Origin of the sequence: Streptomyces sp. ISL-36 (genome assembly GCF_018614205.1) — a bacterium.
GTDB lineage: Bacteria > Actinomycetota > Actinomycetes > Streptomycetales > Streptomycetaceae > Streptomyces.
In genome coordinates this window covers 20,772-47,532 of sequence record NZ_JAGGOS010000055.1, presented here as the reverse complement: position 1 = coordinate 47,532, position 26,761 = coordinate 20,772, and the positions used below count along the sequence as shown (strand labels likewise).

General features: G+C 71.0%; 23 protein-coding genes, 1 tRNA gene and 1 pseudogene. 21 read left to right on the top strand and 4 right to left on the bottom strand.

Going from position 1 to position 26,761, the window contains the following annotated elements:
• A pseudogene (locus tag J7E93_RS15265) lies at window positions 1–785 on the bottom strand (hypothetical protein); the annotation flags it as partial.
• Between the two features lie 82 nt (window positions 786–867).
• On the opposite strand from J7E93_RS15265, the gene J7E93_RS15260 reads away from it, so the two are divergent.
• Window positions 868–1,314 (top strand): SRPBCC family protein, encoded by a 447-nt coding sequence (locus tag J7E93_RS15260; protein ID WP_215069595.1) that lies wholly within the window; start codon window positions 868–870, stop codon window positions 1,312–1,314.
• Between the two features lie 39 nt (window positions 1,315–1,353).
• Window positions 1,354–1,425: transfer RNA gene (locus J7E93_RS15255), tRNA-Val, on the top strand.
• A 51-nt stretch (window positions 1,426–1,476) separates the two neighbouring features.
• On the opposite strand, the gene J7E93_RS15250 is transcribed toward J7E93_RS15255, so the two are convergent.
• On the bottom strand, window positions 1,477–2,202 hold the full coding sequence (locus J7E93_RS15250) for a 3'-5' exonuclease (protein WP_215069593.1): 726 nt from the start codon (window positions 2,200–2,202) through the stop codon (window positions 1,477–1,479).
• Between the two features lie 120 nt (window positions 2,203–2,322).
• Here J7E93_RS15250 and J7E93_RS15245 point away from each other — a divergent pair, with 120 nt between their 5' ends.
• The 4 genes from J7E93_RS15245 to J7E93_RS15230 all read left to right on the top strand — a co-directional run bounded on the left by J7E93_RS15245 (window position 2,323) and on the right by J7E93_RS15230 (window position 7,219).
• Window positions 2,323–2,889, top strand: a complete 567-nt coding sequence (locus J7E93_RS15245; protein ID WP_215069591.1) for a DUF4365 domain-containing protein — start codon at window positions 2,323–2,325, stop codon at window positions 2,887–2,889.
• Window positions 2,889–4,190 (top strand): hypothetical protein, encoded by a 1,302-nt coding sequence (locus tag J7E93_RS15240; RefSeq protein ID WP_215069589.1) that lies wholly within the window; start codon window positions 2,889–2,891, stop codon window positions 4,188–4,190. The genes J7E93_RS15245 and J7E93_RS15240 overlap by 1 nt, the downstream gene beginning before the upstream one ends.
• A 319-nt stretch (window positions 4,191–4,509) precedes the next feature.
• Window positions 4,510–6,486: a threonine--tRNA ligase gene (thrS, locus tag J7E93_RS15235; RefSeq protein WP_215069587.1), complete on the top strand. Its 1,977-nt coding sequence runs from the start codon at window positions 4,510–4,512 to the stop codon at window positions 6,484–6,486.
• Window positions 6,487–6,646: 160 nt separating this feature from the next.
• Window positions 6,647–7,219: an HIT domain-containing protein gene (locus J7E93_RS15230; RefSeq protein ID WP_215069585.1), complete on the top strand. Its 573-nt coding sequence runs from the start codon at window positions 6,647–6,649 to the stop codon at window positions 7,217–7,219.
• A gap of 14 nt (window positions 7,220–7,233) precedes the next feature.
• On the opposite strand, the gene J7E93_RS15225 is transcribed toward J7E93_RS15230, so the two are convergent.
• Both J7E93_RS15225 and J7E93_RS15220 read right to left on the bottom strand, forming a co-directional pair.
• Window positions 7,234–8,892, bottom strand: a complete 1,659-nt coding sequence (locus J7E93_RS15225) for a hypothetical protein (protein ID WP_215069583.1) — start codon at window positions 8,890–8,892, stop codon at window positions 7,234–7,236.
• A gap of 134 nt (window positions 8,893–9,026) precedes the next feature.
• On the bottom strand, window positions 9,027–11,234 hold the full coding sequence (locus J7E93_RS15220; protein ID WP_215069581.1) for an elongation factor G-like protein EF-G2: 2,208 nt from the start codon (window positions 11,232–11,234) through the stop codon (window positions 9,027–9,029).
• Window positions 11,235–11,498: 264 nt separating this feature from the next.
• On the opposite strand from J7E93_RS15220, the gene pgsA reads away from it, so the two are divergent.
• From pgsA to J7E93_RS15145, 15 genes are all read left to right on the top strand, one after another.
• Window positions 11,499–12,176: a phosphatidylinositol phosphate synthase gene (gene pgsA / locus J7E93_RS15215; protein ID WP_215069579.1), complete on the top strand. Its 678-nt coding sequence runs from the start codon at window positions 11,499–11,501 to the stop codon at window positions 12,174–12,176.
• Window positions 12,173–13,078, top strand: a complete 906-nt coding sequence (locus J7E93_RS15210; RefSeq protein ID WP_215069577.1) for a phosphatidylinositol mannoside acyltransferase — start codon at window positions 12,173–12,175, stop codon at window positions 13,076–13,078. Before pgsA ends, J7E93_RS15210 begins: the two co-directional genes overlap by 4 nt.
• Entirely contained in the window at window positions 13,075–14,235 is a 1,161-nt protein-coding gene (locus J7E93_RS15205) for a glycosyltransferase family 4 protein (RefSeq protein ID WP_215069575.1), read from the top strand. Before J7E93_RS15210 ends, J7E93_RS15205 begins: the two co-directional genes overlap by 4 nt.
• Before the next feature lie 102 nt (window positions 14,236–14,337).
• Window positions 14,338–14,880, top strand: a complete 543-nt coding sequence (locus tag J7E93_RS15200; protein ID WP_215069573.1) for a hypothetical protein — start codon at window positions 14,338–14,340, stop codon at window positions 14,878–14,880.
• 113 nt (window positions 14,881–14,993) lie between these two features.
• Window positions 14,994–15,917 (top strand): pyridoxal 5'-phosphate synthase lyase subunit PdxS, encoded by a 924-nt coding sequence (pdxS, locus tag J7E93_RS15195; protein WP_215069571.1) that lies wholly within the window; start codon window positions 14,994–14,996, stop codon window positions 15,915–15,917.
• Between the two features lie 6 nt (window positions 15,918–15,923).
• A complete protein-coding gene (gene pdxT, locus J7E93_RS15190) occupies window positions 15,924–16,514 on the top strand; it encodes a pyridoxal 5'-phosphate synthase glutaminase subunit PdxT (RefSeq protein WP_215069569.1) in 591 nt (196 codons plus the stop codon).
• A gap of 62 nt (window positions 16,515–16,576) precedes the next feature.
• On the top strand, window positions 16,577–17,329 hold the full coding sequence (locus J7E93_RS15185; RefSeq protein ID WP_215069567.1) for a YebC/PmpR family DNA-binding transcriptional regulator: 753 nt from the start codon (window positions 16,577–16,579) through the stop codon (window positions 17,327–17,329).
• Window positions 17,330–17,459: 130 nt separating this feature from the next.
• Window positions 17,460–18,002: a crossover junction endodeoxyribonuclease RuvC gene (gene ruvC / locus J7E93_RS15180; RefSeq protein ID WP_215069559.1), complete on the top strand. Its 543-nt coding sequence runs from the start codon at window positions 17,460–17,462 to the stop codon at window positions 18,000–18,002.
• The gene (gene ruvA, locus J7E93_RS15175; RefSeq protein ID WP_215069558.1) at window positions 17,999–18,631 is read left to right on the top strand and encodes a Holliday junction branch migration protein RuvA; all 633 of its coding nucleotides are present in this window, start codon (window positions 17,999–18,001) and stop codon (window positions 18,629–18,631) included. The genes ruvC and ruvA overlap by 4 nt, the downstream gene beginning before the upstream one ends.
• Window positions 18,632–18,673: 42 nt before the next feature.
• The gene (gene ruvB / locus J7E93_RS15170) at window positions 18,674–19,753 is read left to right on the top strand and encodes a Holliday junction branch migration DNA helicase RuvB (RefSeq protein ID WP_215069556.1); all 1,080 of its coding nucleotides are present in this window, start codon (window positions 18,674–18,676) and stop codon (window positions 19,751–19,753) included.
• A gap of 165 nt (window positions 19,754–19,918) precedes the next feature.
• A complete protein-coding gene (gene yajC / locus J7E93_RS15165; protein ID WP_215069554.1) occupies window positions 19,919–20,404 on the top strand; it encodes a preprotein translocase subunit YajC in 486 nt (161 codons plus the stop codon).
• Between the two features lie 144 nt (window positions 20,405–20,548).
• Window positions 20,549–22,315, top strand: coding sequence for a protein translocase subunit SecD (gene secD / locus J7E93_RS15160; RefSeq protein WP_215069552.1), 1,767 nt, complete (start codon window positions 20,549–20,551; stop codon window positions 22,313–22,315).
• A 1-nt stretch (window position 22,316) separates the two neighbouring features.
• The gene (gene secF, locus J7E93_RS15155) at window positions 22,317–23,408 is read left to right on the top strand and encodes a protein translocase subunit SecF (RefSeq protein WP_215069550.1); all 1,092 of its coding nucleotides are present in this window, start codon (window positions 22,317–22,319) and stop codon (window positions 23,406–23,408) included.
• Window positions 23,405–23,956, top strand: a complete 552-nt coding sequence (locus tag J7E93_RS15150) for an adenine phosphoribosyltransferase (protein WP_215069548.1) — start codon at window positions 23,405–23,407, stop codon at window positions 23,954–23,956. Before secF ends, J7E93_RS15150 begins: the two co-directional genes overlap by 4 nt.
• Window positions 23,957–24,167: 211 nt before the next feature.
• A complete protein-coding gene (locus J7E93_RS15145) occupies window positions 24,168–26,666 on the top strand; it encodes a bifunctional (p)ppGpp synthetase/guanosine-3',5'-bis(diphosphate) 3'-pyrophosphohydrolase (RefSeq protein ID WP_215069546.1) in 2,499 nt (832 codons plus the stop codon).
• Window positions 26,667–26,761 lie beyond the last annotated feature (95 nt).

The window sequence follows — 26,761 nt, the reverse complement described above, 5'->3', positions numbered from 1 at the left end:
GCCAGCAGCAGCGCGCCCGCCGGGATCGCCGACGACAGCGACAGCCGCGCGCCCGTCAGCAGCGCCCCTCCGCCCAGCACACCGGCGCCGATGCCCGCCGTCGTCCGTACCGCGGCGGGCTTCACCCACAGCACCACGGCGAGGTCCAGCACGACCGTCGCGAGCGCCGCCCAGGCCAGCGCGAGCGGACCGCCGTCCGCCGCCAGCACGCCGAGCGGAAGCGGCAGTTGAGCCGCCACCACCGCCGCCGGCAGCGGGATCCACAGCCGCCCGAGCGCCGAACCGTACGCCGTCCACACGCCCGCGAGCACCGCCGACGCCCCGGCCGCATACGCCAGACCGTCCGTGCCCGCCAGCGCCACCCGGTGCAGCGCGTACGCGTCGAGCACCATCAGGGCCAGCCCCAGCGCCGCCACCGACTCCGCCGTGGAGGCCAGACCGCGCCGCAGCAGCACCACCGGCAGGGCCAGCGCCGCCGACGTCACCGCGAAGAGGACGGCCGCGCGGCCGCCGATCCCCATCGAGCCCCAGCTCACCAGCGTGAAGGCCACCGCCGCGATCGTCAGCAGCGCCCCGCCCAGGGTCAGCAGCACGTTCTGCGCGCTGCGCGGGGTCGAATCCGCGACCGGCCGCGGCGGCGTCACCCGCGGCGCCACGGCGGCCGGGTGCAGCAGCTGCAGCAGCCAGGCCCGGCGGGCCAGCAACTGAGACCTGCGGGCGTCGAGTTGAGCCAGCTCACGGTCGACGAGCACCAGCTCGTCCGCGGGCGGCAAGGCATTGTCCATACCCGGAGTGTGGCGCCGGACACAGCCGGGGTCATGCGCGGACGTACTCATATCCCGGCGTGAGTACGTACACACTGAGGACATGGACTGGTGCCGCTACCGCTTCCGCAGCGTCTGGCAGTTGGCCGCCCCGCCCGACGCGGTCTTCGCCGTGCTCGAACGCGGAGAGGACTACCCCCAGTGGTGGCCCCAGGTGCGCGAGGTCCTCCCCGTCGACGAGAACACCGGCACCGCGCGGTTCCGCTCACTCCTCCCGTACGACCTGTGGGTCACCGTCGAGGCCCGGCACCGCGACCCCGTCGCCCACGTCCTGGAGGTCTCCCTCCGGGGCGATCTCAAGGGCTGGGCGCGCTGGACCCTCACCCCTCGCGGGACCGGCACCCACGCCCTCTACGAGCAGGAGGTCGAGGTGACCAGCCCCCTCATGCGCCGGCTCGCCGTCCCCGGCCGGCCCGTCTTCCGCGCCAACCACGCCCTGATGATGCGCGCCGGACGGCGAGGCCTGGCCGCCCGACTGCGCCGGGTTTGAACGAAGCCCGTCGAGGCCTGTATGGTTCAACCCGTTCCCGGGCGATTAGCTCAGCGGGAGAGCACTTCGTTCACACCGAAGGGGTCACTGGTTCGATCCCAGTATCGCCCACCGGGAGAGGCCGGTCCGTCGAAAGACGGACCGGCCTTCCGCATTCCCGGCCTACGCCGCCGTCCGCAGCTCCGGACGGAGCGGCCACGCCGGATCCACCGCCTCCGGTGTCCCGTTGCGCGCGAACCAGGCCTGCAGCCCCCTCGCCTGCGCCGCGTGCCACACCGCCTGCAAGGTGTGCAGCTCCGCAGGCGACAACCGTTCGAGCCGGGACGCGAAACGCCGCGCCACCGCCCGTACGACATCCAGCGCGGCCGCCGCGTCCGCCGCCGCGTCGTGCGCGCCGTCCAGCTGCACGCCGTACTGCGCACACAGATCCGTCAGCGTCCGGCGGCCCTTGCGATAGCGGTCCAGATGCTTGTCGAGCACCCGCGGATCCAGCACGCACAGCGGCGCCGTCTCCAGATAGCGGCCCAGTGAGGAGGCGCGGTGGCGGCGCAGCTCGCGGTCCAGGATCGTCAGGTCGAACGGTGCGTTCATCACCACCAGCGGCCGGCCCGCCGCACACTGCTCGGCGAGCGCCCGCGCCACCTCCTCCATCACCGGAGCGGGCCAGCGCCCGTTCCGCCGCAGATGATCGTCCGTCAGTCCGTGAACCTCCGTGGCCGCGGCGGGCACGGGTATCCCAGGGTTGACCAGCCAGCGCGTGATCCGCGGACGCCCGCCCGCCGTGTCCTGGACGACGAGGGCGGCCGAGACGATCCGGTCCTCCTCGACGTCAACTCCCGTGGTTTCCGTGTCGAATGCGGCCAGGGGCCCCTCATACCAGTGCGTCATCCCCGAACTCCTCGCACATGTGGGGCAGATGGCGATGTCCCTGCCCGAATCGGTGATACCCGGACTGTTTGCGCCGTACGCCGCCCGGTGACAACACAGATGACGGGGAAGGGAATTGACATGGCGCTCGCCCAGCCCGAATCGGGAGGGCTGCCGCCCCAGCGGGCAGCACCACTGCGCGGCTCACTCGCCACCACCGCCTGCATGGAGACGCTTCAGGTGGGTTATCTGCACGCGGTCGCGGCGGCGGCGGGCTGTTCGCTGTCGCAGCCGTTTCCGGACAACGGCATCGACTGGCACGTGAGCCACAGCGCTCCCGGCCACACGGTCGACGACGAAGTGACCATCAAGGTGCAGCTCAAGTGCACCTACCAGATACCGCCGCGGCCGACCGGGTCCGCGTTCTCCTTCACGCTGGACAACGACCATCTGGTGAAGCTGGCGCGGACCCCCGTCGCGGTGCACAAGATCCTGGTCGTGATGCTCGTCCCGCGCTCGCAGGACGACTGGCTGCGGGCCGACCATGACCGGCTCGACCTGCGGCACTGCTGCTACTGGATCAACCTGGCCGGCCATCCGGTCACGGGACGGCGCCGGACCACCGTGCGCGTCCCGACGGCGCGGATCTTCGACGACCGGGCGCTCTGCGAGATCATGACCCGTGTCGGCGTGGGAGGGAGACCTTGATGCACCGGCCGATCGAGGAACCAGGAGACGGGACCGGCCACGAGCCCGCGCTCCCGCCCTTCCGTCCCCATCCGGCACCCGGCGACGGCCCGGGCCACGGGAGCGAGATCCCCGGCGCCCCGGCCGGTCCCTGGGCCGAGACCGGAGGCATCCCCGACCCCGGGCGCGTCGACCCGCTCGTCCTCGGCGCGCTCCTCGCCCGCCACGGCTGGCGACGGCGCGGCGGCGCCGCCGGCCGCTACAGCCGGTGGACCCCGCCGGACCCGGTGGGCTCCACGGGCGGCACGAGCCTCCTGGTGCCCGAGAGCCGCGCGTTCCCCGACTGCGAGGACCTGCTCGGTGAGGCGCTCACAGCCCTCGCCCGCAGCGCCGCGCCGTCGGCCCGGGAGGTGCTGATCGGGCTGACCGTGCCCAGCGACGAGATCCGCTGGTGGCGCGACATGCCGTCGGGCCCCTCCGGCACGGTGCCCTGGAGCGTCCAGGAGCAGCTGAGGTCCGCCGCCCGCCGGCTCCTGCTGGCCGGCGCCCTCGCCGTCCGCGGCCGTGCCGGCTACTACGGCGCCCGGCACCGCCGTCAGGCCCAGGCCTCCTTGGAGGGGGTGGCCGTCGGGGCGGCTCCGGGGGGCCGGGGCCTGACCGCCTTCGTCCCCGTCGATCCGGGCCGGGCCGTCGCCGTACGCCTCTACCACGCCCTCTACGCGGCCCGGGAGGCCACCGACTATCAGCGGGCCACGGGCGGGATGGAGGCGTTCGACGCCGCCGTCGAGGCGGGGGTGAGCCGCGAACTCACCGAGGCGCTGGTCGCGCTGGTGCGCGGGACCGAGGGCGCCCGGGTGGCGCTGGAGTGGGCCCCCGCCGCCGGGACGCCGGCGGGCTGCGCCCCGCGGCCGGAGCCCGTCGAGTTCTCCCCCGGCGACCTTCCCGCGCTGCGCGAGGCGGGCGCCCGCTATCTGACCGACGAGCCGTCGGTGCCGGTACGGATCACCGGGGCGGTGGTCCGGATGCGCCGCTCGGGTCCGCGCGGGGAGGGCACCGTACGGCTGCGGGTCCTGGCGGGTGCGGAGGTGCCGCACGTCAGGGTGACCTTGGACGAGGAGTCGTACCGCACGGCGGGCCACGCGCACCTGGTCGGGCTGCCGATCCGGGTCCTCGGCCGCCTGGAGAGCAGGGGAGGGTTCCGGCGGCTGACCGACGCGTCCGGGGTCGTACCGGTGCAGGTGGACGAGGCGGAGCGGGACCGGCTGATGAAGTCGCTGCACGAGAACCTCGACTTCTTCGAGGAGGCCTGCGGGGGCGAATGACGGCGCACTCGGGTGTCCCAGCCGGACCTGCCCGGACCCGCCCGGGCCCGGTCCCGCCCCGTCGCCGCCCGGCGGCGCGGCTCGGTCCCGCCCGGCCGCCGTCCGACGGTGCGGCTTGGTCCCGCCCGGCCGCCGCCCGGCGGCGCGACTCGGTCCCGCCCGGCCGTTTCGGGGGAGTCGGGCCCGGTCTCGGCGCACCGTTTCGCGGGTGGGGGTCCGGGCTCGGTACGATCGACGGCGACGCGGCACCTCGTCTCTGCCGCGCACCGTCGGCGCCGGCACTTCGTGTCTGCCTGCGCCCTTATGGAGAAGAGCATCCGTGTCTGATGTCCGTGTGACCGTCCAGTCCGCCTCAGGAGCCGAGGATCGGGCGGTGAGCGCGGGCACCACCGCCGGCGCGCTGTTCGCCGACGACCGGTCCGTGATCGCCGCCCGCGTCGGCGGTGAGCTGAAGGACCTCACCTACGTCGTCGCCGAGGGCGATGTCGTCGAACCCGTCGAGATCTCCTCCCCGGACGGTCTCGACATCCTGCGCCACTCCACCGCGCACGTCATGGCCCAGGCCGTGCAGGAACTCTTCCCCGAGGCCAAGCTGGGCATCGGCCCGCCGGTCCGTGACGGCTTCTACTACGACTTCGACGTCGAGAAGCCGTTCACCCCCGAGGATCTCAAGACCATCGAGAAGAAGATGCAGGAGATCCAGAAGCGGGGGCAGCGCTTCTCCCGCCGTGTGGTCACCGACGAGGCCGCCCGCGAGGAGCTCGCCGACGAGCCGTACAAGCTGGAGCTCATCGGGATCAAGGGCTCGGCGTCGACCGACGACGGTGCGAACGTCGAGGTGGGCGGCGGCGAGCTGACCATCTACGACAACCTCGACGCCAAGACCGGCGATCTGTGCTGGAAGGACCTCTGCCGCGGTCCCCACCTGCCCACCACCCGGAACATCCCGGCGTTCAAGCTGATGCGCAACGCGGCCGCCTACTGGCGCGGCAGCGAGAAGAACCCGATGCTCCAGCGCATCTACGGCACCGCCTGGCCGTCGAAGGACGAGCTGAAGGCCCACCTCGACTTCCTCGCCGAGGCCGAGAAGCGCGACCACCGCAAGCTCGGCAACGAGCTCGACCTCTTCTCCATCCCGGACGAGATCGGCTCCGGCCTCGCCGTCTTCCACCCCAAGGGCGGCATCATCCGCCGGGTCATGGAGGACTACTCGCGCAAGCGCCACGAGGAGGAGGGCTACGAGTTCGTCTACTCGCCGCACGCCACCAAGGGCAAGCTGTTCGAGAAGTCGGGCCACCTCGACTGGTACGCCGAGGGCATGTACCCCCCCATGCAGCTCGACGAGGGCGTGGACTACTACCTCAAGCCCATGAACTGCCCGATGCACAACCTGATCTTCGACGCGCGCGGCCGGTCCTACCGTGAACTGCCGCTGCGCCTCTTCGAGTTCGGCACCGTGTACCGGTACGAGAAGTCCGGCGTCGTGCACGGTCTGACCCGGGCCCGCGGCTTCACCCAGGACGACGCGCACATCTACTGCACCAAGGAGCAGATGGCGGAGGAGCTCGACAAGACCCTCACCTTCGTCCTGAACCTGCTGCGCGACTACGGTCTGACCGACTTCTACCTGGAGCTGTCCACCAAGGACCCGGAGAAGTTCGTCGGCTCGGACGAGATCTGGGAGGAGGCCACCGCGGTCCTCCAGCAGGTCGCCGAGAAGCAGGGTCTCCCGCTCACCCCCGACCCGGGCGGCGCCGCGTTCTACGGCCCGAAGATCTCGGTGCAGGCGCGGGACGCGATCGGCCGTACCTGGCAGATGTCGACCGTGCAGCTGGACTTCAACCTGCCGGAGCGCTTCGACCTGGAGTACACCGGTCCTGACGGCACCAAGCAGCGTCCGGTCATGATCCACCGCGCGCTGTTCGGTTCCATCGAGCGCTTCTTCGCGGTGCTTCTGGAGCACTACGCGGGCGCCTTCCCGGCGTGGCTTGCCCCGGTGCAGGCGACCGGCATCCCGATCGGCGACGCGCACATCCCGTACCTGCAGGAGTTCGCCGCCAAGGCGAAGAAGCAGGGGCTGCGGGTGGAGGTCGACGCCTCCTCGGACCGGATGCAGAAGAAGATCCGCAACGCGCAGAAGCAGAAGGTCCCGTTCATGATCATCGCCGGTGACGAGGACATGGCCGCAGGGGCCGTCTCCTTCCGCTACCGCGACGGTTCGCAGGAGAACGGCATCCCGGTCGACGAGGCCATCGCCAAGATCGCCAAGATCGTCGAGGACCGCGTCCAGGTCTGACCCGTCACCACGGTGAGGAGGCCCCGGGGGGATCCCCCCGGGGCCTCCTCGCGTCGGGCCCCGGCGCTCGCCGCTCCCGCGGCCCGTCGCCCATCGGATCGGCATCGCCGCCCGCCGAGAGATCCCGCCCCGGCGACACGTTCCGAACGGGCGAAGCAATATGCTGCTCATCATGACGATTGAGCCGGAACAGCAGATCGGAGTGGGGACGCAGGACGCGTTCCAGCGCCTGTGGACGCCTCACCGGATGGCGTACATCCAGGGCGAGAACAAGCCGACCGGGCCCGGGGCCGAGGACGGCTGTCCGTTCTGCTCGATTCCGTCGAAGTCGGACGAGGACGGGCTCGTGATCGCGCGGGGCGAGCAGGTGTACGCCGTCCTGAACCTCTACCCGTACAACGGCGGCCACCTGATGGTGGTGCCCTACCGGCACGTCGCCGACTACACCGATCTGGACGAGCCCGAGACCGCCGAGCTCGGCGAGTTCACCAAGCGGGCGATGATCGCGCTGCGCACCGCGTCCGGCGCGCACGGCTTCAACATCGGCATGAACCAGGGCTCGGTCGCGGGCGCCGGTATCGCCGCCCACCTGCACCAGCACGTGGTGCCCCGCTGGGGCGGCGACACCAACTTCATGCCGGTCGTCGGTCACACGAAGGTGCTGCCCCAGCTCCTGGCGGACACCCGCACGATGCTCGCCGCCGCCTGGCCGGCCACCTCCGAGCTGGCTTAGTCCCTCCCCTGGCGTCAGGCGTCGTAGACGTCGGCCTTCTTCGGGCCCGGGTCCTGGATGGAGCCGCTCAGGACCAGCGAGCGGTTGGTGAAGCGTTCCGTGTCCACGCCGTGATCGTCGAGGACCTCGATGGTCGCGGCGTGGACCGCGCGCATCACGGGCGTCGCGGTACGGATGGCGTCGTCGGCCATGAAGCGGTGGCGCCAGGGCTGCGCGGCCCAGGCGTGCCGCAGGCCGAACGGCTCGGGCAGGACGAGCTTGCCGCCGAGGAAGTCCAGGACCGGCGGGAACCAGGTCAGCGGGGCGCGGACCGCGAGGCGGACCACCTCGTCGGTCTCGACGAGCGGCAGCTTGATCTCCCGGGTCTCCCAGAAGCGGACCGTCTTGGAGACCTCCTTCGTCTTCGCCTTGGGCTTGGTGGTGAAGAGCGAGTGGACCGGGCCCAGCGCGTGCCCCGTGACCTCGACGCGCAGCGTGTGCAGCAGCGAGGTCACGGTGATCATCATGGTCAGGACGAGCTGGCCGTCCCAGAGCGTGAACTGCACGCCCAGGTAGTGGCGGTTCCCGGCGCCGAACTGCTGGTCGTTGCAGATGCGCTGTATCTCGTGCGGCTTGACCTGGTAATGGACGATGTTGTCGCCCTCGGGGCGGGCGACCTCGTCGGCGCCCTCACCGACCGGCGAGACGATCCAGTGCTTGACGGTCGGCTTGGGAAAGCCGGTCTTCAGTGAGCCCCGCTCCAGGAGCGTGAGCTTGTCGTGGATCTTCCGGACGATGTCCCAGGCGCGGAAGTCATGGATCTCCCGGCCTTCCTGCGGGACCAGCTCCTCGGCCAGCGTCCAGCTGCCCCAGCGGGTGCCCATGCCCAGTATTCCCTTGGGGCCCGCGTAGAAGACGACGTTGGACTGCTGCTCGGCGGAGAGCTTCTCCAGGTTCTGCCGGAGGTCCTCGGCCGACTTCTCGGCGGGGTCCTGGGGCACGGCCTCGGGGATCTTCGCCCCGATCCCGCCCCCGCTGAGCAGCGCGCTCCAGCGTTCGCGCAGGTCCTGTGCGGTGGACTCGCAGACGCGCTTGGCCAGGAACCAGCCGACGACCGGGGCCACGATCATGGCGCGGAGGTAGATCGACAGCAGGCCGGTGAACGGCAGCTTGAGCAGGAAGAGCGCGGCGAGGATGCCGGCCCCCAGGAGCAGGCCCGTCCCCAGCGCGCTGGTGCGCCGGTTCTCCGTGCCGGCGACCATGCGCCGCAGCTGGATGACGCCGAGCCAGAGCAGCAGACCGGGCAGGAAGACGATGCCGAAGACGAAGGTGATCAGGGTCAGCTTGATGTCACGCTGCTTGCGGATGCGCGTGGCGGCCAGGCAGTGCTCGACCACGGGCTGGGGTTCGGTGCCGAAGGACTGGATGAGCGCCTTGCGGGCGCCGCCGAGCATCCGCACCTGGACGGCCCGGGAGAAGGCCTCGCCGAGGTCCGGCCTGAACAGCTTCTTCCACTTGCCCTCGGTCACCTTGGACTGGTGCCATTCGTTGTTGGCGTCCAGGATCGCCTCGACGGGGCCGTCGCGGTACGCGGCGGAGGCGAGGGCATGTGTCGCCGCCGTCTGTCCGTCCGAGCCCTGGAGGGGAATCTGCGCCCCGGGTCCGAAACTGCCGATCGTCACTGATGCCCCCATCGCCGCGTGCCCGCGTGGTTCACCGCCGTGTCCCTCTGCGGCCTGTTCCCAACTACCGCGCCCGGCACACCTTCTGAGCTGGGCACCACAGCGTAACCGGGTACCGGCGGATGCGTCACCGGTCGGACCGGTAACTAGGACCCCTTCTCCGCCTGTTCGCGGATCTTGTCCGCCAGCTGCGGCGGCATCGCCTCATGGCGGGCGTACGACCGGTCGAAGCGGCCCGTCCCGTGCGAGACGGAGCGCAGATCGACCGCGTACCGGCTGATCTCGATCTCCGGAACCTCGGCGCGGACCAGCGTCCGGCCGGGGCCCGCCTGTTCGGTGCCGACGACCCGGCCCCGCCGCCCGGAGAGATCGCTCATCACCGGGCCCACGTACTCGTCGGGGACGAGGACCTGGACATCGGCGACCGGCTCCAGGAGCTGGATGCTCGCGTCGGCCGCCGCCTCGCGCAGCGCCAGCGCGCCGGCCGTCTGGAAGGCGGCGTCGGAGGAGTCCACCGAGTGGGCCTTGCCGTCCCGCAGCGTGACCCGCACGTCGACCAGCGGGTACCCGGCGGCGACCCCCCGCGCGGCCTGGGCCCGTACGCCCTTCTCGACGGAGGGGATGAACTGGCGCGGCACGGCACCGCCCACCACCTTGTCGACGAACTCGATACCGCTGCCGGGCGGCAGGGGCTCGACGTCGATCTCGCAGATCGCGTACTGGCCGTGGCCGCCGGACTGTTTGACGTGCCGGCCGCGCCCGGCCGACGGACCGGCGAAGGTCTCACGCAGCGACACCTTGTACGGGACCGCGTCGACCTGGACGCCGTACCGGTTGCGCAGCCGCTCAAGGGCCACGTCCCGATGGGCCTCGCCGAGGCACCACAGGACCACCTGGCGGGTGTCCTGGTTCTGCTCCAGGCGCATGGTCGGGTCCTCGGCGACGAGCCGGGCCAGGCCCTGGGAGAGCCTGTCCTCGTCGGCCTTGCTGTGGGCCTCGATCGCGAGCGGGAGAAGGGGCTCGGGCATCGCCCACGGCTCCATCAGGAGCGGATCGTCCTTGGCCGAGAGGGTGTCGCCGGTCTCCGCGCGCCCGAGCTTGGCGACACAGGCGAGGTCGCCCGCGATGCACTGGCCGAGCGTGCGCTGCTGCTTGCCGAAGGGCGAGGTCAGCGCGCCGACCCGTTCGTCGACGTCGTGGTCCTCGTGCCCCCGGTCGGTCAGCCCGTGCCCCGAGACATGGACGGTCTCGTCGGGGCGCAGGGTGCCGGAGAAGACGCGGACCAGCGAGACCCGGCCGACGTAGGGGTCGGAGGCGGTCTTGACCACCTCGGCGACCAGCGGGCCCTCCGGATCGCAGGTGATCGGCGGCCGCGGCGCGCCGTCGGGCGTCGTGACGGCCGGGGCCTCGCGCTCCAGCGGGGTCGGGAAGCCACCGGTGATGAGCTCCAGGAGCTCGACGGTGCCCAGGCCCTGCTTGCCGCCGTCGGCGGCCGGGGCAGCGGCGAGCACCGGATGGAAGGTGCCGCGGGCGACGGCCTTCTCCAGGTCGTCGATCAGGGACTTGATGTCGATCTGCTCGCCGCCGAGATAACGGTCCATCAGGGACTCGTCCTCGCTCTCGGCGATGATCCCCTCGATGAGTCGGGCGCGGGCCTCCGCGATGAGGTCCCGCTGCCCGTCGTCCGGCGGATTCTCCTGCCGTACGCCCGTGGAGTAGTCGAAGATCCGCTCCGAGAGCAGCCCGACCAGACCGGTGACCGGCGCGTGTCCGTCGGGTGCCTCGGCGCCGTGGACGGGCAGATAGAGCGGAAGGACGGCGTCGGGGGCGTCGCCGCCGAAGATCTCGCCGCAGACACGGGTGAGTTCGGTGAAGTCGGTGCGGGCCGTGTCCAGGTGGGTGACGACGATGGCGCGGGGCATGCCGACGGCCGCGCACTCGTCCCACACCATGCGCGTCGACGCGGCGACGGCATCGGCCTCCTGCGCGGCCGAGACGACGAAGAGGGCCGCGTCCGCGGCGCGCAGACCGGCCCTCAGCTCCCCGACGAAGTCGGCGTACCCCGGTGTGTCGAGGAGATTGATCTTGCACCCGTCCCATGCGAGGGGGACGAGCGAGAGCTGCACGGAACGCTGCTGACGGTGCTCGATCTCGTCGTAGTCGGAGACCGTCCCGCCGTCCTCGACGCGGCCGGCCCGGTTGACCGCCCCCGCGGTCAGCGCGAGCGCCTCGACGAGCGTCGTCTTTCCCGATCCGCTGTGGCCGACCAGCACCACGTTCCGTACCGCCGAGGGCCGGTCGGCCGTTGGAGCCCTGCCGGCGGCCCCGGAGTGTGCGTTCGCCTTGTCGCCCATGGTGTTCCTCCCGATCGCTTGCACCGATGACCTGCACGGTGCGGCGGGGCGCGGGCGCGGGGGAGTGGACGCGGCGGTGCTCGCGTGCGGCTCCGGCGGTGCCCGCGGTCGTTCTTCGAGCTTTGCACCGTCGTCAGGGTGCGTCCATACGTCGTACGCGACGCGGCGGGGCGGGTGCCCCACCGTACGGCGGGGTGGTCCTGGCTACGATGGGCCAGCCGGTGGTCGTAGGGGCCGCGCGGCCCACCGAACCTCGGGAAGGCCATGCTGAACAAGTACGCGCGTGCATTTTTTACGCGTGTCCTCACACCGTTCGCCGCGTTTCTGCTCCGCCGGGGTGTCAGCCCCGACGCGGTGACGCTCATCGGCACGGCCGGAGTGATGGCGGGTGCCCTGGTCTTCTTCCCCAGGGGAGAGTTCTTCTGGGGCACGATCGTCATCACGCTCTTCGTCTTCTCGGACCTCGTCGACGGCAACATGGCCCGGCAGGCGGGGGTCTCCAGCCGCTGGGGCGCGTTCCTCGACTCGACCCTCGACCGGGTCGCCGACGGCGCCATCTTCGGTGGCTTCGCGCTCTGGTACGCGGGTACCGGCAATGACAACGTGCTGTGCGCCGTCGCCATCTTCTGCCTGGCCAGCGGCCAGGTCGTCTCGTACACCAAGGCGCGGGGCGAATCGATCGGCCTGCCGGTCGCGGTCAACGGCCTGGTGGAACGGGCCGAGCGGCTGGTGATCTCGCTGGTCGCCGCGGGCCTCGCCGGACTCCACGCCTTCGGCGTGCCGGGCATCGACGTCCTGCTGCCGATCGCGCTGTGGATCGTGGCCGTGGGCTCCGCGGTGACGCTCGGGCAGCGCGTGGTGACGGTACGACGGGAGTCGGCGGAGGCCGACGCGGCGGCTCCCGGCGGGAGCACCGCACGGGGGAACGAGGCGACGTCATGAGTGGGGTCAAGGACAAGCTGACCGACGGGCTGTACGGGCTCGGCTGGGCCACGGTCAAGAAACTCCCGGAGCCGGTCGCGGTCGGCCTCGGCCGGCGAATCGCCGACATCGCCTGGAAGCGGCGCGGCAAGAGCGTGCTGCGCCTGGAGTCCAATCTCGCGCGCGTGGTGCCCGACGCCGGCCCCGAGCGGCTCGCCGAGCTGTCGAAGGCCGGCATGCGCTCCTACATGCGCTACTGGATGGAGTCCTTCCGGCTCCCGACCTGGAGCCTGGAACGGGTCGAGGCCGGCTTCGACATCAAGGACGTCCACCACCTGAAGGATGGCCTCGCCTCGGGGCGCGGGGTCATACTCGCCCTGCCGCACCTGGCCAACTGGGACCTCGCCGGCGTGTGGGTGACCCGTTCGCTGGGCGTGCCCTTCACCACGGTCGCCGAGCGGCTCAAGCCGGAGACCCTCTACGACCGCTTCGTCGCCTACCGCGAATCCCTCGGCATGGAGGTCCTGCCGCACACCGGCGGCGCCGCCTTCGGCACGCTGGCGCGACGCCTGCGGGCCGGCGGACTGATCTGCCTCGTCGCGGACCGTGACCTGTCGGCCTCCGGCACCGAGGTCACGTTCTTCGGCGAGACGGCACGCATGCCCGCGGGACCGGCGATGCTCGCCCAGCAGACGGGCGCGCTGCTGCTGCCCGTCACGCTCTGGTACGACGACACCCCCGTGATGAAGGGTCGCGTCCACGCCCCCGTCGACGTACCCGAGTCAGGTACCCGGGCCGAGAAGACGTCCGTCATGACACAGGCGCTGGCCGACGCCTTCGCCACCGGCATCGCGGACCACCCGGAGGACTGGCACATGCTGCAACGACTGTGGCTCGCGGACCTGGAGGAGCGACAGCCTTGAGAATCGGCATCGTCTGCCCGTACTCATGGGACGTACCGGGCGGCGTCCAGTTCCACATCCGCGACCTCGCCGAGCATCTGATCCGGCTCGGACACGAGGTGTCCGTCCTCGCCCCGGCCGACGACGAGACCCCGCTGCCGCCGTACGTCGTGTCGGCGGGACGCGCCGTACCGGTGCCGTACAACGGCTCCGTGGCACGGCTGAACTTCGGCTTCCTCTCGGCGGCGCGCGTACGGCGCTGGCTGCACGACGGCACGTTCGACGTCATCCACATCCACGAACCGGCCTCGCCGTCGCTGGGGCTCCTCAGTTGCTGGGCGGCGCAGGGCCCCATCGTCGCCACCTTCCACACGTCCAATCCGCGCTCCCGGGCCATGATCGCCGCGTACCCGATCCTGCAGCCCGCGCTGGAGAAGATCAGCGCGCGGATCGCGGTGAGCGAGTACGCCCGCCGGACGCTCGTCGAGCACCTGGGCGGCGACGCGGTCGTCATCCCCAACGGCGTCGACGTGGACTTCTTCGCGCGCGCCGAGCCGAAGAAGGAGTGGCAGGGGCAGACGCTCGGCTTCATCGGGCGGATCGACGAGCCCAGGAAGGGCCTTCCCGTGCTGATGAAGGCCCTGCCGAAGATCCTCGCCGAGCGGCCGGAGACACGGCTGGTCGTCGCCGGACGCGGCGACGAGGAGGAGGCGGTGGCCTCGCTGCCGCGCGAGATGCGGGCGCGGGTCGAGTTCCTCGGAATGGTCAGCGACGAGGACAAGGCGCGACTGCTGCGCAGCGTCGACGTGTACGTCGCGCCCAACACGGGCGGCGAGAGCTTCGGCATCATCCTGGTCGAGGCCATGTCCGCGGGGGCACCCGTCCTCGCCTCGGATCTGGACGCGTTCGCGCAGGTCCTGGACCAGGGCGGCGCGGGCGAGCTCTTCGCCAACGAGGACGCCGACGCCCTGGCCGAGGCGGCGATCCGGCTCCTCGGGGACGAGGGGCGCCGCAAGGAGCTGCGGGCACGCGGCAGCGCCCACGTGCGCCGCTTCGACTGGGCGACCGTGGGGGCGGACATCCTGGCGGTGTACGAGACGGTGACGGACGGCGCGGCGTCGGTGGCGACGGACGAACGGACGGGCCTGCGGGCGAGGTTCGGGCTCGCCCGGGACTAGCTCCGTGGCGTGCCACCCGTTCCCTCCCTCCAGGGCCCTGCCCAGGAGGGAGCCCCCGGCGGAGCGAAGGCGCACGACCGCGCCCCGGTAGCCTGTGCGCCCGTGACCCAAACCCTGATCTGGACCGTCGTCGCGCTGATCGCGATCGGCCTGTACCTCAGCTGGACCGCCGGCCGTCTCGACCGCCTGCACGCGCGGATCGACGCCGCCCGCGCGGCCCTCGACGCCCAGTTGCTGCGCCGGGCCTCGGTCGCCCAGGAGCTGGCCACCTCAGGGGTGCTCGACCCGGCGGCCTCGATCGTGCTCTACCAGGCGGCCCACGCCGCCCGGCAGGCCGAGGAGGAACACCGGGAGGTCATCGAGAGCGAGCTGAGCCAGGCCCTGCGTGCCGTGTTCGGCGAGCCCGAGCAGGTCGAGGCCGTGCAGCAGGCCCCCGGCGGCGAGGAGGCAGCGGGCGAGCTCGCGGCGGCCGTCCGCAGGGTCCCCATGGCCCGTCGCTTCCACAATGACTCCGTACGCGCCGCGCGGGCGCTGCGCCGCCACCGCACCGTGCGCTGGTTCCGGCTGGCCGGCCACGCCCCCTTCCCGCTGGCCTTCGAAATGGACGACGAGCCGCCCGTCGCCCTTGCCGATCGCCCGACCTGATCCCCGCCACCTGCGAAAACGATCCACCGGCTGCACATTGGCCCTTGCTGTGGACCCCCGTCGGCCTGTTTCCTCACTGGTGTCTGAACACCGCTTTCACGAGTGAGGTCCCCGTGTCCACCACGCTTCCCAACAGCAACCAGTCCGCAGAGTCGTCGGCGATTGGCACCTCGCGCGTCAAGCGCGGCATGGCCGAGCAGCTCAAGGGCGGCGTGATCATGGACGTGGTCAACGCCGAGCAGGCGAAGATCGCCGAGGACGCCGGCGCCGTCGCCGTCATGGCCCTGGAGCGGGTCCCGGCCGACATCCGCAAGGACGGCGGCGTGGCCCGTATGTCCGACCCGAACATGATCGAGGAGATCATCGGGGCGGTGTCCATCCCGGTCATGGCCAAGTCCCGCATCGGTCACTTCGTCGAGGCCCAGGTCCTGCAGTCCCTCGGTGTCGACTACATCGACGAGTCCGAGGTCCTCACCCCGGCCGACGAGGTCAACCACTCCGACAAGTGGGCGTTCACCACCCCCTTCGTCTGTGGCGCCACCAACCTGGGCGAGGCCCTGCGCCGCATCGCCGAGGGCGCGGCCATGATCCGCTCCAAGGGCGAGGCCGGCACCGGCAACGTCGTCGAGGCCGTCCGCCACCTGCGCCAGATCAAGAACGAGATCGCCAAGCTGCGCGGCTTCGACAACAACGAGCTGTTCGCCGCCGCCAAGGAGCTGCGCGCCCCGTACGAGCTCGTCAAGGAGGTCGCCGAGCTCGGCAAGCTGCCGGTCGTGCTGTTCTCCGCCGGTGGTGTCGCCACCCCTGCCGACGCCGCGCTGATGCGCCAGCTCGGCGCCGAGGGCGTCTTCGTCGGCTCCGGCATCTTCAAGTCCGGCGACCCGGCCAAGCGCGCCGCCGCCATCGTGAAGGCCACCACCTTCTACGACGACCCGAAGATCATCGCGGACGCCTCCCGCAACCTGGGCGAGGCCATGGTCGGCATCAACTGCGACACCCTCCCCGAGTCCGAGCGCTACGCCAACCGCGGCTGGTAATCCCCCATGAACACTCCTGTGATCGGTGTCCTGGCTCTCCAGGGCGACGTACGGGAGCACCTGATCGCCCTGGCCGCGGCTGACGCCGTGGCCAGGCCGGTCCGGCGCCCCGAGGAGCTCGCCGAGGTCGACGGCCTCGTCATACCCGGCGGCGAGTCCACCACCATCTCCAAGCTGGCCGAGCTCTTCGGCCTCATGGGGCCGTTGCGCGAGCGCATCGCCGCCGGCATGCCGGTCTACGGCACCTGCGCCGGTCTGATCATGCTCGCCGACAAGATCCTCGACCCGCGTTCGGGCCAGGAGACCTTCGGCGGCATCGACATGATCGTGCGCCGCAACGCCTTCGGCCGCCAGAACGAGTCCTTCGAGGCCGGCGTCACCGTCACCGGCGTCGAGGACGGACCCGTCGAGGGCGTCTTCATCCGCGCCCCGTGGGTCGAGTCCGTCGGCGCGGAGGTGGAGATCCTCGCCGAGCACGAGGGGCACATCGTCGCCGTACGGCAGGGCCGGGCGCTCGCGACGTCGTTCCACCCCGAGCTCACCGGCGATCACCGACTGCACGCCCTGTTCGTCGACATGGTGCGCGCGGGCCGATGACGGGATCCCGGTAGGATCTCTGGGGTTCGTTCAGAAATGGGTTACGCGAAGGAGACAGGCAGATGTCCGGCCACTCTAAATGGGCTACGACGAAGCACAAGAAGGCCGTGATCGACGCCAAGCGCGGCAAGCTCTTCGCGAAGCTGATCAAGAACATCGAGGTCGCGGCCCGCACCGGCGGCGCCGACCTGGACGGTAACCCGACGCTGTTCGACGCCGTGCAGAAGGCGAAGAAGAGCTCCGTCCCGAACAAGAACATCGACTCGGCGATCAAGCGCGGCGGCGGCCTCGAGGCCGGCGGCGTCGACTACGAGACGATCATGTACGAGGGATACGGCCCGAACGGCGTCGCGGTGCTCATCGAGTGCCTCACCGACAACCGCAACCGTGCCGCCTCCGACGTCCGCGTCGCCATGACCCGCAACGGCGGTTCCATGGCCGACCCGGGCTCGGTCTCGTACCTGTTCAACCGCAAGGGCGTCATCGTGCTGCCCAAGGGCGAGCTCACCGAGGACGACGTCCTCGGCGCGGTGCTCGAGGCGGGCGCCGAGGAGGTCAACGACCTCGGTGAGAGCTTCGAGGTCATCAGCGAGGCCACCGACATGGTCGCGGTCCGCACCGCCCTCCAGGACGCCGGCATCGACTACGACTCCGCCGACTCCAGCTTCGTCCCGACCATGCAGGTCGAGCTCGACGAAGAGGGCGCGCGCAAGATCTTCAAGCTGATCGACGCGCTCGAGGACAGCGACGACGTGCAGAACGTCTTCGCCAACTTCGACGTCAGCGACGAGGTCATGGAGAAGGTCGACGCCTGACACCGGGCCGACTTCGACGGGCCGACGGGGACACACCCCCGTCGGCCCGCCGCCGTTTGTGCGGCGTTGTCAGTGCGAGCGGATAGCCTGCACAAACACATGACCGAAGACGGTGCGGGGAGGGGCTGAGTTGCGCGTTCTGGGGGTGGACCCCGGTCTTACCCGGTGCGGTATCGGTGTCGTCGAGGGCGTCGCCGGCCGCCCCCTGACCATGCTCGGCGTGGGCGTCGTCCGGACGGCCGCGGCCGCGGACATCGGCGTGCGGCTGGTCGGCATCGAGCGCGGCATAGAGGAGTGGATGGACCGCTTCTCGCCCGAACTCGTCGCCGTGGAGCGGGTGTTCAGCCAGCACAACGTCCGTACGGTGATGGGTACGGCCCAGGCCAGTGCCGTCGCCATGCTCTGCGCCTCCCGCCGCGGCATCCCCGTCGCCCTGCACACCCCCAGCGAGGTCAAGGCGGCCGTCACCGGCAGCGGACGGGCCGACAAGGCCCAGGTCGGAGCCATGGTGACCCGCCTGCTGCGGCTCTCCGCCCCGCCCAAGCCGGCCGACGCCGCCGACGCACTCGCCCTGGCCATCTGCCACATCTGGCGGGCCCCCGCCCAGAACCGCCTCCAGCAGGCCGTCGCCCTGCACACAGCCCAGCACGCCTCGAAAGGCCGTACCCGATGATCGCCTTCGTCAGCGGCCCGGTGGCCGCCCTCGCCCCCACCACGGCCGTGATCGAAGTGGGCGGTGTCGGCATGGCCGTGCAGTGCACGCCGAACACCCTGTCCGCCCTGAGGATCGGTCAGGAGGCCCGGCTCGCCACGTCCCTGGTGGTGCGTGAGGACTCGCTGACCCTGTACGGCTTCGCGGACGACGACGAGCGGCAGGTCTTCGAAGTGCTGCAGACCGCCAGCGGTGTCGGCCCGCGCCTCGCCCAGGCCATGCTCGGCGTGCACAGCCCCGACGCCCTGCGCCTGGCCGTCGCCACCGGTGACGAGAAGGCGCTGACCGCCGTCCCCGGCATCGGCAAGAAGGGCGCCCAGAAACTCCTCCTCGAACTGAAGGACAAGCTCGGCCGGCCGCTCGGCACGAGCGGCCTGGTCGGCGCGCAGCGCGCCGCGGCCTCCGGCCCGGCGCCGTGGACGGAGCAGCTGTCCGCCGCCCTCATCGGCCTCGGCTACGCGAGCCGCGAGGCGGAGGACGCCGTCGCCGCGGTCACCCCGCAGGCCGAGGCCGCCATCGCCGACTTCGGCTCGGCCCCGGTCCCGCAGCTGCTGCGCGCCGCGCTCCAGACGCTCAACCGCGCCCGATAGCGCCGCCACACCACCGCACTCCACCGAGAAGGCAGAAACACCGTGAACTGGGACGACGAGACGGCCCCCGCAGCCGAGGAGCGGATCGTCGGCGCCTCCGCCGAAGGCGACGACCAGGCCGTCGAAGCGGCGCTGCGCCCCAAGGACCTCAGCGAGTTCGTCGGCCAGGAGAAGGTCCGCCAGCAGCTCGACCTCGTCCTCAGGGCCGCCCGGCAGCGCGGCGCCACCGCCGACCACGTCCTGCTCTCCGGGGCCCCGGGCCTCGGCAAGACCACCCTCTCGATGATCATCGCGGCCGAGATGAACGCCCCGATCCGGATCACCTCGGGCCCCGCCATCCAGCACGCCGGCGACCTCGCCGCGATCCTCTCCTCCCTCCAGGAGGGGGAGATCCTCTTCCTCGACGAGATCCACCGGATGTCCCGGCCCGCCGAGGAGATGCTCTACATGGCGATGGAGGACTTCCGCGTCGACGTGATCGTCGGAAAGGGCCCAGGCGCCACCGCCATCCCGCTGGAGCTGCCGCCCTTCACGCTGGTCGGCGCCACCACCCGGGCCGGACTCCTGCCGCCCCCGCTGCGCGACCGCTTCGGCTTCACCGCCCACATGGAGTTCTACGAGCCCGCCGAGCTCGAGCGCGTCATCCACCGCTCCGCCGGACTCCTCGACGTCGAGATCGACACCGCGGGCGCCGCCGAGATCGCCGGCCGCTCCCGCGGCACCCCCCGCATCGCCAACCGGCTCCTGCGCCGCGTCCGGGACTACGCGCAGGTCAGGGCCGACGGAACGATCAGCCGCGAGATCGCCGAGGCGGCTCTGAGCGTGTACGAGGTGGACGGCCGCGGGCTCGACCGGCTCGACCGGGCCGTCCTGGAGGCCCTGCTCAAGCTCTTCGGTGGCGGACCGGTGGGCCTGTCCACCCTCGCGGTCGCGGTGGGGGAGGAGCGCGAGACCGTCGAGGAGGTCGCCGAACCCTTCCTCGTACGCGAGGGTCTGCTCGCCCGCACACCCCGTGGCCGGGTCGCTACTCCGGCCGCGTGGACGCATCTCGGTCTCGTTCCGCCGCAGGCAGCGGGCCCGGCGCGGCCAGGAAGCGGACAACCAGGGCTCTTCGGGGCGTGACGGCGCGGAGACTCGTCGGCCCAGGAACCGGGGTGCGATGCTGGACGTTGTTCCATCGATGCGGACTCGCCTAGACTCCGCCGATGCCGACCTTTCTGGTCGGCACGCCCACCCCCGAAGATCAGGCCGCGGGATCTCCGCGTCCGTGCGAAGGAAACCCGTCCCGTGAGTATCCTGACCCTCCTCCCCTTCATCGTCCTCATCGGGGCCATGTTCCTGATGACCCGCTCTGCGAAGAAGAAGCAGCAGCAGGCGGCACAGATGCGCAACGAGATGCAGCCCGGAACCGGCGTACGGACGATCGGGGGGATGTACGCCACCGTCAAGGAGATCGGTGACGAGACCGTTCTCCTCGAGGTGGCGCCCGGCGTGCACGCCGTCTACGCCAAGAACGCCATCGGCGCCGTTCTCGAGGACGCGGAGTACAACCGCATCGTCCACGGCGACGAGCCCGACGCCGTCGTGCCGGACGACGCCTCCTCGCTGACCGAGTCGGTCGAGGGCGCCGAGGCCGAGACCGTCGAGGTCTCCGAGGACGCCAAGCCCGACCTGACCAAGAAGGCGGACGCGGCCGAGGCCGACACCGAGGTCACGGCCGACACCGAGGTCAAGAAGGACGGCAAGGCCGACGGCGGGGCCGAGGCGAAGTAATCACCACCGGGGATCGCGGGACGCCCACCGGCGTCCGCGGTCCCCGGCACGGTTGCACCTCTGCGGGGGCAGGTCCCCACACACACTTCGTGGCCGCACCGCGCACACCCGGCGCGGGACGGTTGGACAGGGAGAAACGACAAGGTGGCAGCACCGAAGAAGGGCCGAAGGCCGGCGGGGGGCCAGGGCAGGCCGGGGCGTGCCCTGGCTCTGATCCTGATCGCGATGGTCGCGCTCACGGGCGGAATGTTCTGGTCGGGTCACACCACGCCGCGCCTGGGCATCGACCTGGCGGGCGGGACGTCGATCACGCTCAAGGCCAAGGCCGAGCCCGGCAAGGAAGACGCCGTCAACGAGACCAACATGAACACCGCGGTCGGCATCATCGAGCGCCGTGTCAATGGTCTGGGTGTCTCCGAGGCCGAGGTCCAGACGCAGGGCCGCGAGAACATCATCGTCAACATCCCCAAGGGAGTCGACGAGAAGCAGGCCCGTGAGCAGGTGGGTACCACCGCCCAGCTCTACTTCCGGCCCGTCCTGACCTACGCTCCCTCCGAGCAGCCGGCGCCGACCGCGAGCTCCTCCGCGTCGCCGAAGCCCTCGGCCTCCGGGGCGACCGTGGACAAGGGCAAGGACGAGAAGTCCGCCACCCCCTCGGCGAGCGCCTCCACCCGGGGCCGCGCGGTCTCCGAGGCCCTGAAGGCCCCGAGCCCGACGGCCACGCCGAGCGGCTCCGCCTCGGACAAGCCGAAGACCTCGGAGAGCCCGAAGGCGACCCAGACGCCGGACCCCTCCACCTCCGCGCTCGAGAAGAAGTTCGCCACCCTGAACTGCCTCGACCCCAAGCAGCGCGCCGCCGCCGGCGAGGGTGTGAAGCCGACCGACCCCACCGTCGCCTGTGGCAAGAACGCCGTCGGCCAGTGGGAGAAGTACCTCCTCGGCCCGGCCGAGGTCGACGGCAAGGACGTCGACGACGCCAGTGGCGTCTTCGACCAGCAGCGCGGCATGTGGATCGTCAACATGGAGTTCACCAGCAGTGGCTCCAAGAAGTTCCAGCAGATCACCAGCAAGCTCTCGCAGCAGCAGGAGCCGCAGAACCAGTTCGCCATCGTCCTGGACGGCGAGGTCGTCTCGGCCCCGTCGGTGCGCACCACGCTGAGCGCCAACGCCGAGATCTCCGGCAGCTTCAACCAGAAGTCCGCACAGGACCTGGGCAACATCCTGTCGTACGGTGCGCTGCCGCTCACCTTCGACACCCAGAGCGTCGACACCGTCACCGCCGCCCTCGGCGGTGACCAGCTCGAGGCGGGCCTCATCGCCGGTGCGATCGGTCTCGCCCTGGTCGTGCTCTACCTGGTGGTCTACTACCGGGGCCTGTCGCTGGTCGCCCTGCTCAGCCTTCTGGTCTCGGCCGTCCTGACCTACGTGATCATGGCCCTGCTCGGCCCGGCCATCGGCTTCGCGCTGAACCTGCCGGCCGTCTGTGGTGCCATCGTGGCCATCGGTATCACCGCGGACTCGTTCATCGTCTACTTCGAACGCATCCGCGACGAGATCCGCGAGGGCCGGTCGCTCCGCCCGGCCGTCGAGCGCGCCTGGCCCCGTGCCCGCCGCACGATCCTCGTCTCCGACTTCGTGTCGTTCCTCGCCGCCGCCGTGCTCTTCCTCGTCACCGTCGGCAAGGTGCAGGGCTTCGCGTTCACGCTCGGCCTGACCACCCTGCTCGACGTGGTCGTGGTGTTCCTCTTCACCAAGCCGATCATGACGCTGCTTGCACGCACCAAGTTCTTCGGCGAGGGCCACGCCTGGTCGGGCCTCGACCCGAAGCGGCTCGGCGCCAAGCCGCCGCTGCGACGCTCCCGCCGTGTCACTGCCCCCGCCGTTGGCCCTGTCGACTCGAAGGAGGCGTGAGATGTCGAAGCTCGGCGATCTCGGCGCCCGGCTGCACCGTGGTGAAGTCGGTTACGACTTCATCGGCAATCGCAAGCTCTGGTACGGCCTGTCCATCCTGATCACCATCACGGCCATCGTCGCCCTGGCGGTCCGTGGCCTGAACATGGGCATCGAGTTCCAGGGCGGTGCCGTCTTCACCACCCCGAAGACGGACGTCTCGGTCTCGCAGGCCCAGGAGTACGCGGAGGAGGCGTCCGGCCACGACGCCATCGTCCAGGGGCTCGGCAACGGCTCGCTCCGTATCCAGGTCGGCGGCCTCGACACCGGCAAGTCCGACCAGGTCCGCGCGGAGCTGGCCAAGGACCTGAACGTCCCCGAGAACAAGATCGCGGCGGAGCTCGTCGGCCCCAGCTGGGGTGAGCAGATCGCCAACAAGGCCTGGACCGGCCTCGGGGTCTTCATGATCCTGGTGGTGATCTATCTGGCCATCGCCTTCGAGTGGCGGATGGCGGCCGCGGCGCTCGTCGCCCTGATCCACGACATCACCATCACCGTCGGCATCTACTCGCTCGTCGGCTTCGAGGTCACCGTCGGTACGGTCATCGGTCTGCTGACGATCCTCGGCTACTCGCTCTACGACACCGTGGTCGTCTTCGACTCCCTCAAGGAACAGACGAAGGGCATCACGAAACAGACGCGCTGGACCTTCAGCGACATGGCCAACCGGTCGATCAACGGCACCCTGGTCCGCTCGATCAACACCACGGTCGTCGCGCTGCTGCCGGTCGCCGGCCTGCTCTTCATCGGTGGCGGTGTCCTCGGCGCCGGCATGCTGAACGACATCTCGCTGTCGCTGTTCGTCGGCCTCGCCGCCGGTGCGTACTCCTCGATCTTCATCGCCACCCCGCTCGTCGCCGACCTCAAGGAGCGCGAGCCGGCGATGCAGGCGCTCAGGAAGCGGGTGCTCGCCAAGCGCGCGGCCGCGGCGTCCAAGGGCGAGCCCCTGGACGCCGACGGGAACGCCGACGGAGCCGGCTTCGAGGAAGAGGCCGAGACCGCGGTCGTCGGCCAGCGCGGCCGTCGCGGCCGCGCCCCGGAGCGCCGCGGATGACGGCGGAGGCACAGGACACCGCCGATCTGCTGCTCAGCCGGATCAGGGACGTCCCCGACTACCCGAAACCCGGGGTGCTGTTCAAGGACATCACCCCGCTGCTGGCGGACCCGGTGGCGTTCACGGCGCTGACCGACACCCTCGCCACGCTGTGCGCCACGCACGGCGCGACGAAGATCGTCGGCCTGGAGGCGCGCGGCTTCATCCTGGCCGCTCCGGTGGCCGTCCGCGCGGGCCTGGGCTTCATCCCGGTCCGCAAGGCCGGCAAGCTGCCCGGCGCGACGCTGAAGCAGGCGTACGAGCTGGAGTACGGCACCGCCGAGATCGAGGTTCACGCCGAGGACCTGCTCCCGGGTGACCGGGTCATGGTCATCGACGACGTCCTGGCCACCGGTGGCACCGCCGAGGCCTCGCTGGAGCTCATCCGGCGGGCCGGCGCCGAGGTCGCCGGGGTCGCGGTCCTCATGGAGCTCGGCTTCCTCGCCGGGCGCGCCCGGCTGGAGCCCGCCCTGCGCGGCGCCCCGCTGGAGGCGCTGATCACGGTCTGACACCGCACCGGCCCACCGTCGTTGCGGAGCGGGGCGCTCCGGGGAATCCCCGGGGCGCCCCGTCCGTTTTCCCCGTATGTCCCGGAACGGGACCCGGCACGCACGTGGTGCCCGTCTCACGGGTCGCACGCGTGAGCACCGGGGCCCGCGGGTCGATACCATGGCCTTTCCGGGCCTGACCGGGGGATCCGGAACCGCACGAGGAGCGCTCTTGCCAGACGAGGCCCAGCCACTCTCCGCCGCGCAGCCCGACCCGCAGGCCGAGAAGGCCGCTGCGGGGCCCGCCACGCCCCAGAACAAGCCTGCGGAGAGCAGGCCCGCGCCCGTGGCCCCCGCCCCGGAACCGGCCGCCTCCCCCGCCAAGCCCGCGCCCGCGAAGCCGGCGCCCGCCCCCGTGGCCCGCTCCGCCGGCTCCTCCTCGTCCAACCGCGTCCGCGCCCGCCTCGCCCGCCTGGGCGTCCAGCGCTCCTCCCCGTACAACCCGGTCCTCGAACCGCTGCTGCGGATCGTCCGCTCCAACGACCCGAAGATCGAGACCGCGACGCTCCGGCAGGTCGAGCGGGCCTACCAGGTCGCCGAGCGCTGGCACCGCGGCCAGAAGCGCAAGAGCGGCGACCCGTACATCACCCACCCGCTCGCCGTCACCACGATCCTCGCCGAGCTCGGCATGGACCCGGCGACGCTGATGGCCGGACTGCTGCACGACACGGTCGAGGACACCGAGTACGGCCTTGAGCAGCTACGCCGCGACTTCGGCGACCAGGTCGCCCTCCTCGTCGACGGCGTCACCAAGCTCGACAAGGTCAAGTTCGGCGAGGCCGCGCAGGCCGAGACCGTGCGCAAGATGGTCGTCGCCATGGCCAAGGACCCGCGCGTCCTGGTCATCAAGCTCGCCGACCGCCTGCACAACATGCGCACCATGCGCTACCTCAAGCGGGAGAAGCAGGAGAAGAAGGCCCGCGAGACCCTCGAGATCTACGCGCCCCTGGCCCACCGCCTGGGCATGAACACCATCAAGTGGGAGCTGGAGGACCTCGCCTTCGCGATCCTCTACCCCAAGATGTACGACGAGATCGTCCGGCTCGTCGCCGAGCGCGCGCCCAAGCGCGACGAGTACCTCGCCATAGTGACCGACGAGGTCCAGTCCGACCTGCGCGCCGCCCGGATCAAGGCCACTGTCACCGGCCGGCCCAAGCACTACTACAGCGTCTACCAAAAGATGATCGTCCGCGGCCGTGACTTCGCGGAGATCTACGACCTGGTGGGCATCCGTGTCCTCGTCGACACCGTCCGCGACTGCTATGCGGCTCTCGGCACCGTCCACGCGCGATGGAACCCGGTCCCCGGCCGGTTCAAGGACTACATCGCGATGCCGAAGTTCAACATGTACCAGTCGCTGCACACGACGGTCATCGGCCCCAACGGCAAGCCCGTCGAGCTGCAGATCCGCACCTTCGACATGCACCGCCGGGCCGAGTACGGCATCGCCGCGCACTGGAAGTACAAGCAGGAGGCCGTCGCCGGCGCCTCCAAGGTCCGCGCCGACGTGCCGAAGAAGGCGGGCGGCAAGGACGACCACCTCAACGACATGGCGTGGCTGCGCCAGCTGCTCGACTGGCAGAAGGAGACCGAGGACCCCAGCGAGTTCCTGGAGTCCCTGCGCTTCGACCTGTCGCGCAACGAGGTCTTCGTCTTCACCCCCAAGGGCGACGTCATAGCGCTGCCCGCCGGGGCCACTCCCGTCGACTTCTCCTACGCGGTCCACACCGAGGTCGGTCACCGCACCATAGGGGCGCGGGTCAACGGACGGCTCGTGCCGCTCGAATCGACCCTCGACAACGGCGACCTGGTCGAGGTGTTCACCTCCAAGGCCGCGGGTGCCGGCCCGTCCCGCGACTGGCTGGGCTTCGTCAAGTCCCCGCGGGCCCGCAACAAGATCCGCGCCTGGTTCTCCAAGGAGCGCCGCGACGAGGCGATCGAGCAGGGCAAGGACGCCATCGCGCGGGCCATGCGCAAGCAGAACCTGCCGATCCAGCGGATCCTGACCGGCGACTCGCTCGTCACCCTCGCCCACGAGATGCGCTACAGCGACATCTCCTCGCTGTACGCGGCGATCGGCGAGGGCCATGTCACGGCCCAGTCCATCGTCCAGAAGCTGGTCCAGGCCGTCGGCGGCGAGGAGGCCGCCAACGAGGACCTCGTCGAGACCGCGCCGCCCTCGCGCGGCCGCTCCAAGCGCCGCTCCAGCGCCGACCCCGGCGTGGTCGTCAAGGGCGTCGAGGACGTCTGGGTCAAGCTGGCCCGCTGCTGCACCCCCGTACCGGGCGACCCGATCATCGGCTTCGTCACCCGGGGCAGCGGGGTGTCGGTCCACCGCAGCGACTGCGTCAACGTCGACTCGCTCTCCCGCGAGCCGGAGCGCATCCTCGAGGTCGAATGGGCGCCCACCCAGTCCTCGGTCTTCCTGGTCGCCATCCAGGTCGAGGCCCTGGACCGCTCCCGGCTGCTCTCGGACGTCACCAGGGTCCTCTCGGACCAGCACGTCAACATCCTCTCGGCCGCCGTCCAGACCTCCCGCGACCGGGTGGCCACCTCACGCTTCACCTTCGAGATGGGCGACCCGAAGCACCTCGGGCACGTCCTGAAGGCGGTACGCGGCGTGGAGGGCGTCTACGACGTCTACCGGGTCACCTCGGCCCGCAGGCCGTAACAGGTCGGGCCCGCAGGCCGTAACAGCGCGTACGAGAAGGGCCCCGGCACCTACCACCAGGTACCGGGGCCCTTCTCGTACCGTCCGTACGACGG

Bases quoted from the DNA above. Each gene is read 5' to 3' on its own strand.
- J7E93_RS15210 (WP_215069577.1), top strand. From the start codon at position 12,173: ATGAGTGGGGTCAAGGACAAGCTGACCGACGGGCTGTACGGGCTCGGC.
- J7E93_RS15220 (WP_215069581.1), bottom strand. From the start codon at position 11,234: ATGGGCGACAAGGCGAACGCACACTCCGGGGCCGCCGGCAGGGCTCCA.
- J7E93_RS15250 (WP_215069593.1), bottom strand. From the start codon at position 2,202: ATGACGCACTGGTATGAGGGGCCCCTGGCCGCATTCGACACGGAAACC.
- J7E93_RS15240 (WP_215069589.1), top strand. From the start codon at position 2,889: ATGCACCGGCCGATCGAGGAACCAGGAGACGGGACCGGCCACGAGCCC.
- J7E93_RS15225 (WP_215069583.1), bottom strand. From the start codon at position 8,892: ATGGGGGCATCAGTGACGATCGGCAGTTTCGGACCCGGGGCGCAGATT.
- J7E93_RS15260 (WP_215069595.1), top strand. From the start codon at position 868: ATGGACTGGTGCCGCTACCGCTTCCGCAGCGTCTGGCAGTTGGCCGCC.
- J7E93_RS15185 (WP_215069567.1), top strand. From the start codon at position 16,577: ATGTCCGGCCACTCTAAATGGGCTACGACGAAGCACAAGAAGGCCGTG.
- J7E93_RS15150 (WP_215069548.1), top strand. From the start codon at position 23,405: ATGACGGCGGAGGCACAGGACACCGCCGATCTGCTGCTCAGCCGGATC.
- J7E93_RS15230 (WP_215069585.1), top strand. From the start codon at position 6,647: ATGCTGCTCATCATGACGATTGAGCCGGAACAGCAGATCGGAGTGGGG.
- pdxT (WP_215069569.1), top strand. From the start codon at position 15,924: ATGAACACTCCTGTGATCGGTGTCCTGGCTCTCCAGGGCGACGTACGG.
- J7E93_RS15245 (WP_215069591.1), top strand. From the start codon at position 2,323: ATGGCGCTCGCCCAGCCCGAATCGGGAGGGCTGCCGCCCCAGCGGGCA.
- secF (WP_215069550.1), top strand. From the start codon at position 22,317: ATGTCGAAGCTCGGCGATCTCGGCGCCCGGCTGCACCGTGGTGAAGTC.
- pgsA (WP_215069579.1), top strand. From the start codon at position 11,499: ATGCTGAACAAGTACGCGCGTGCATTTTTTACGCGTGTCCTCACACCG.
- ruvA (WP_215069558.1), top strand. From the start codon at position 17,999: ATGATCGCCTTCGTCAGCGGCCCGGTGGCCGCCCTCGCCCCCACCACG.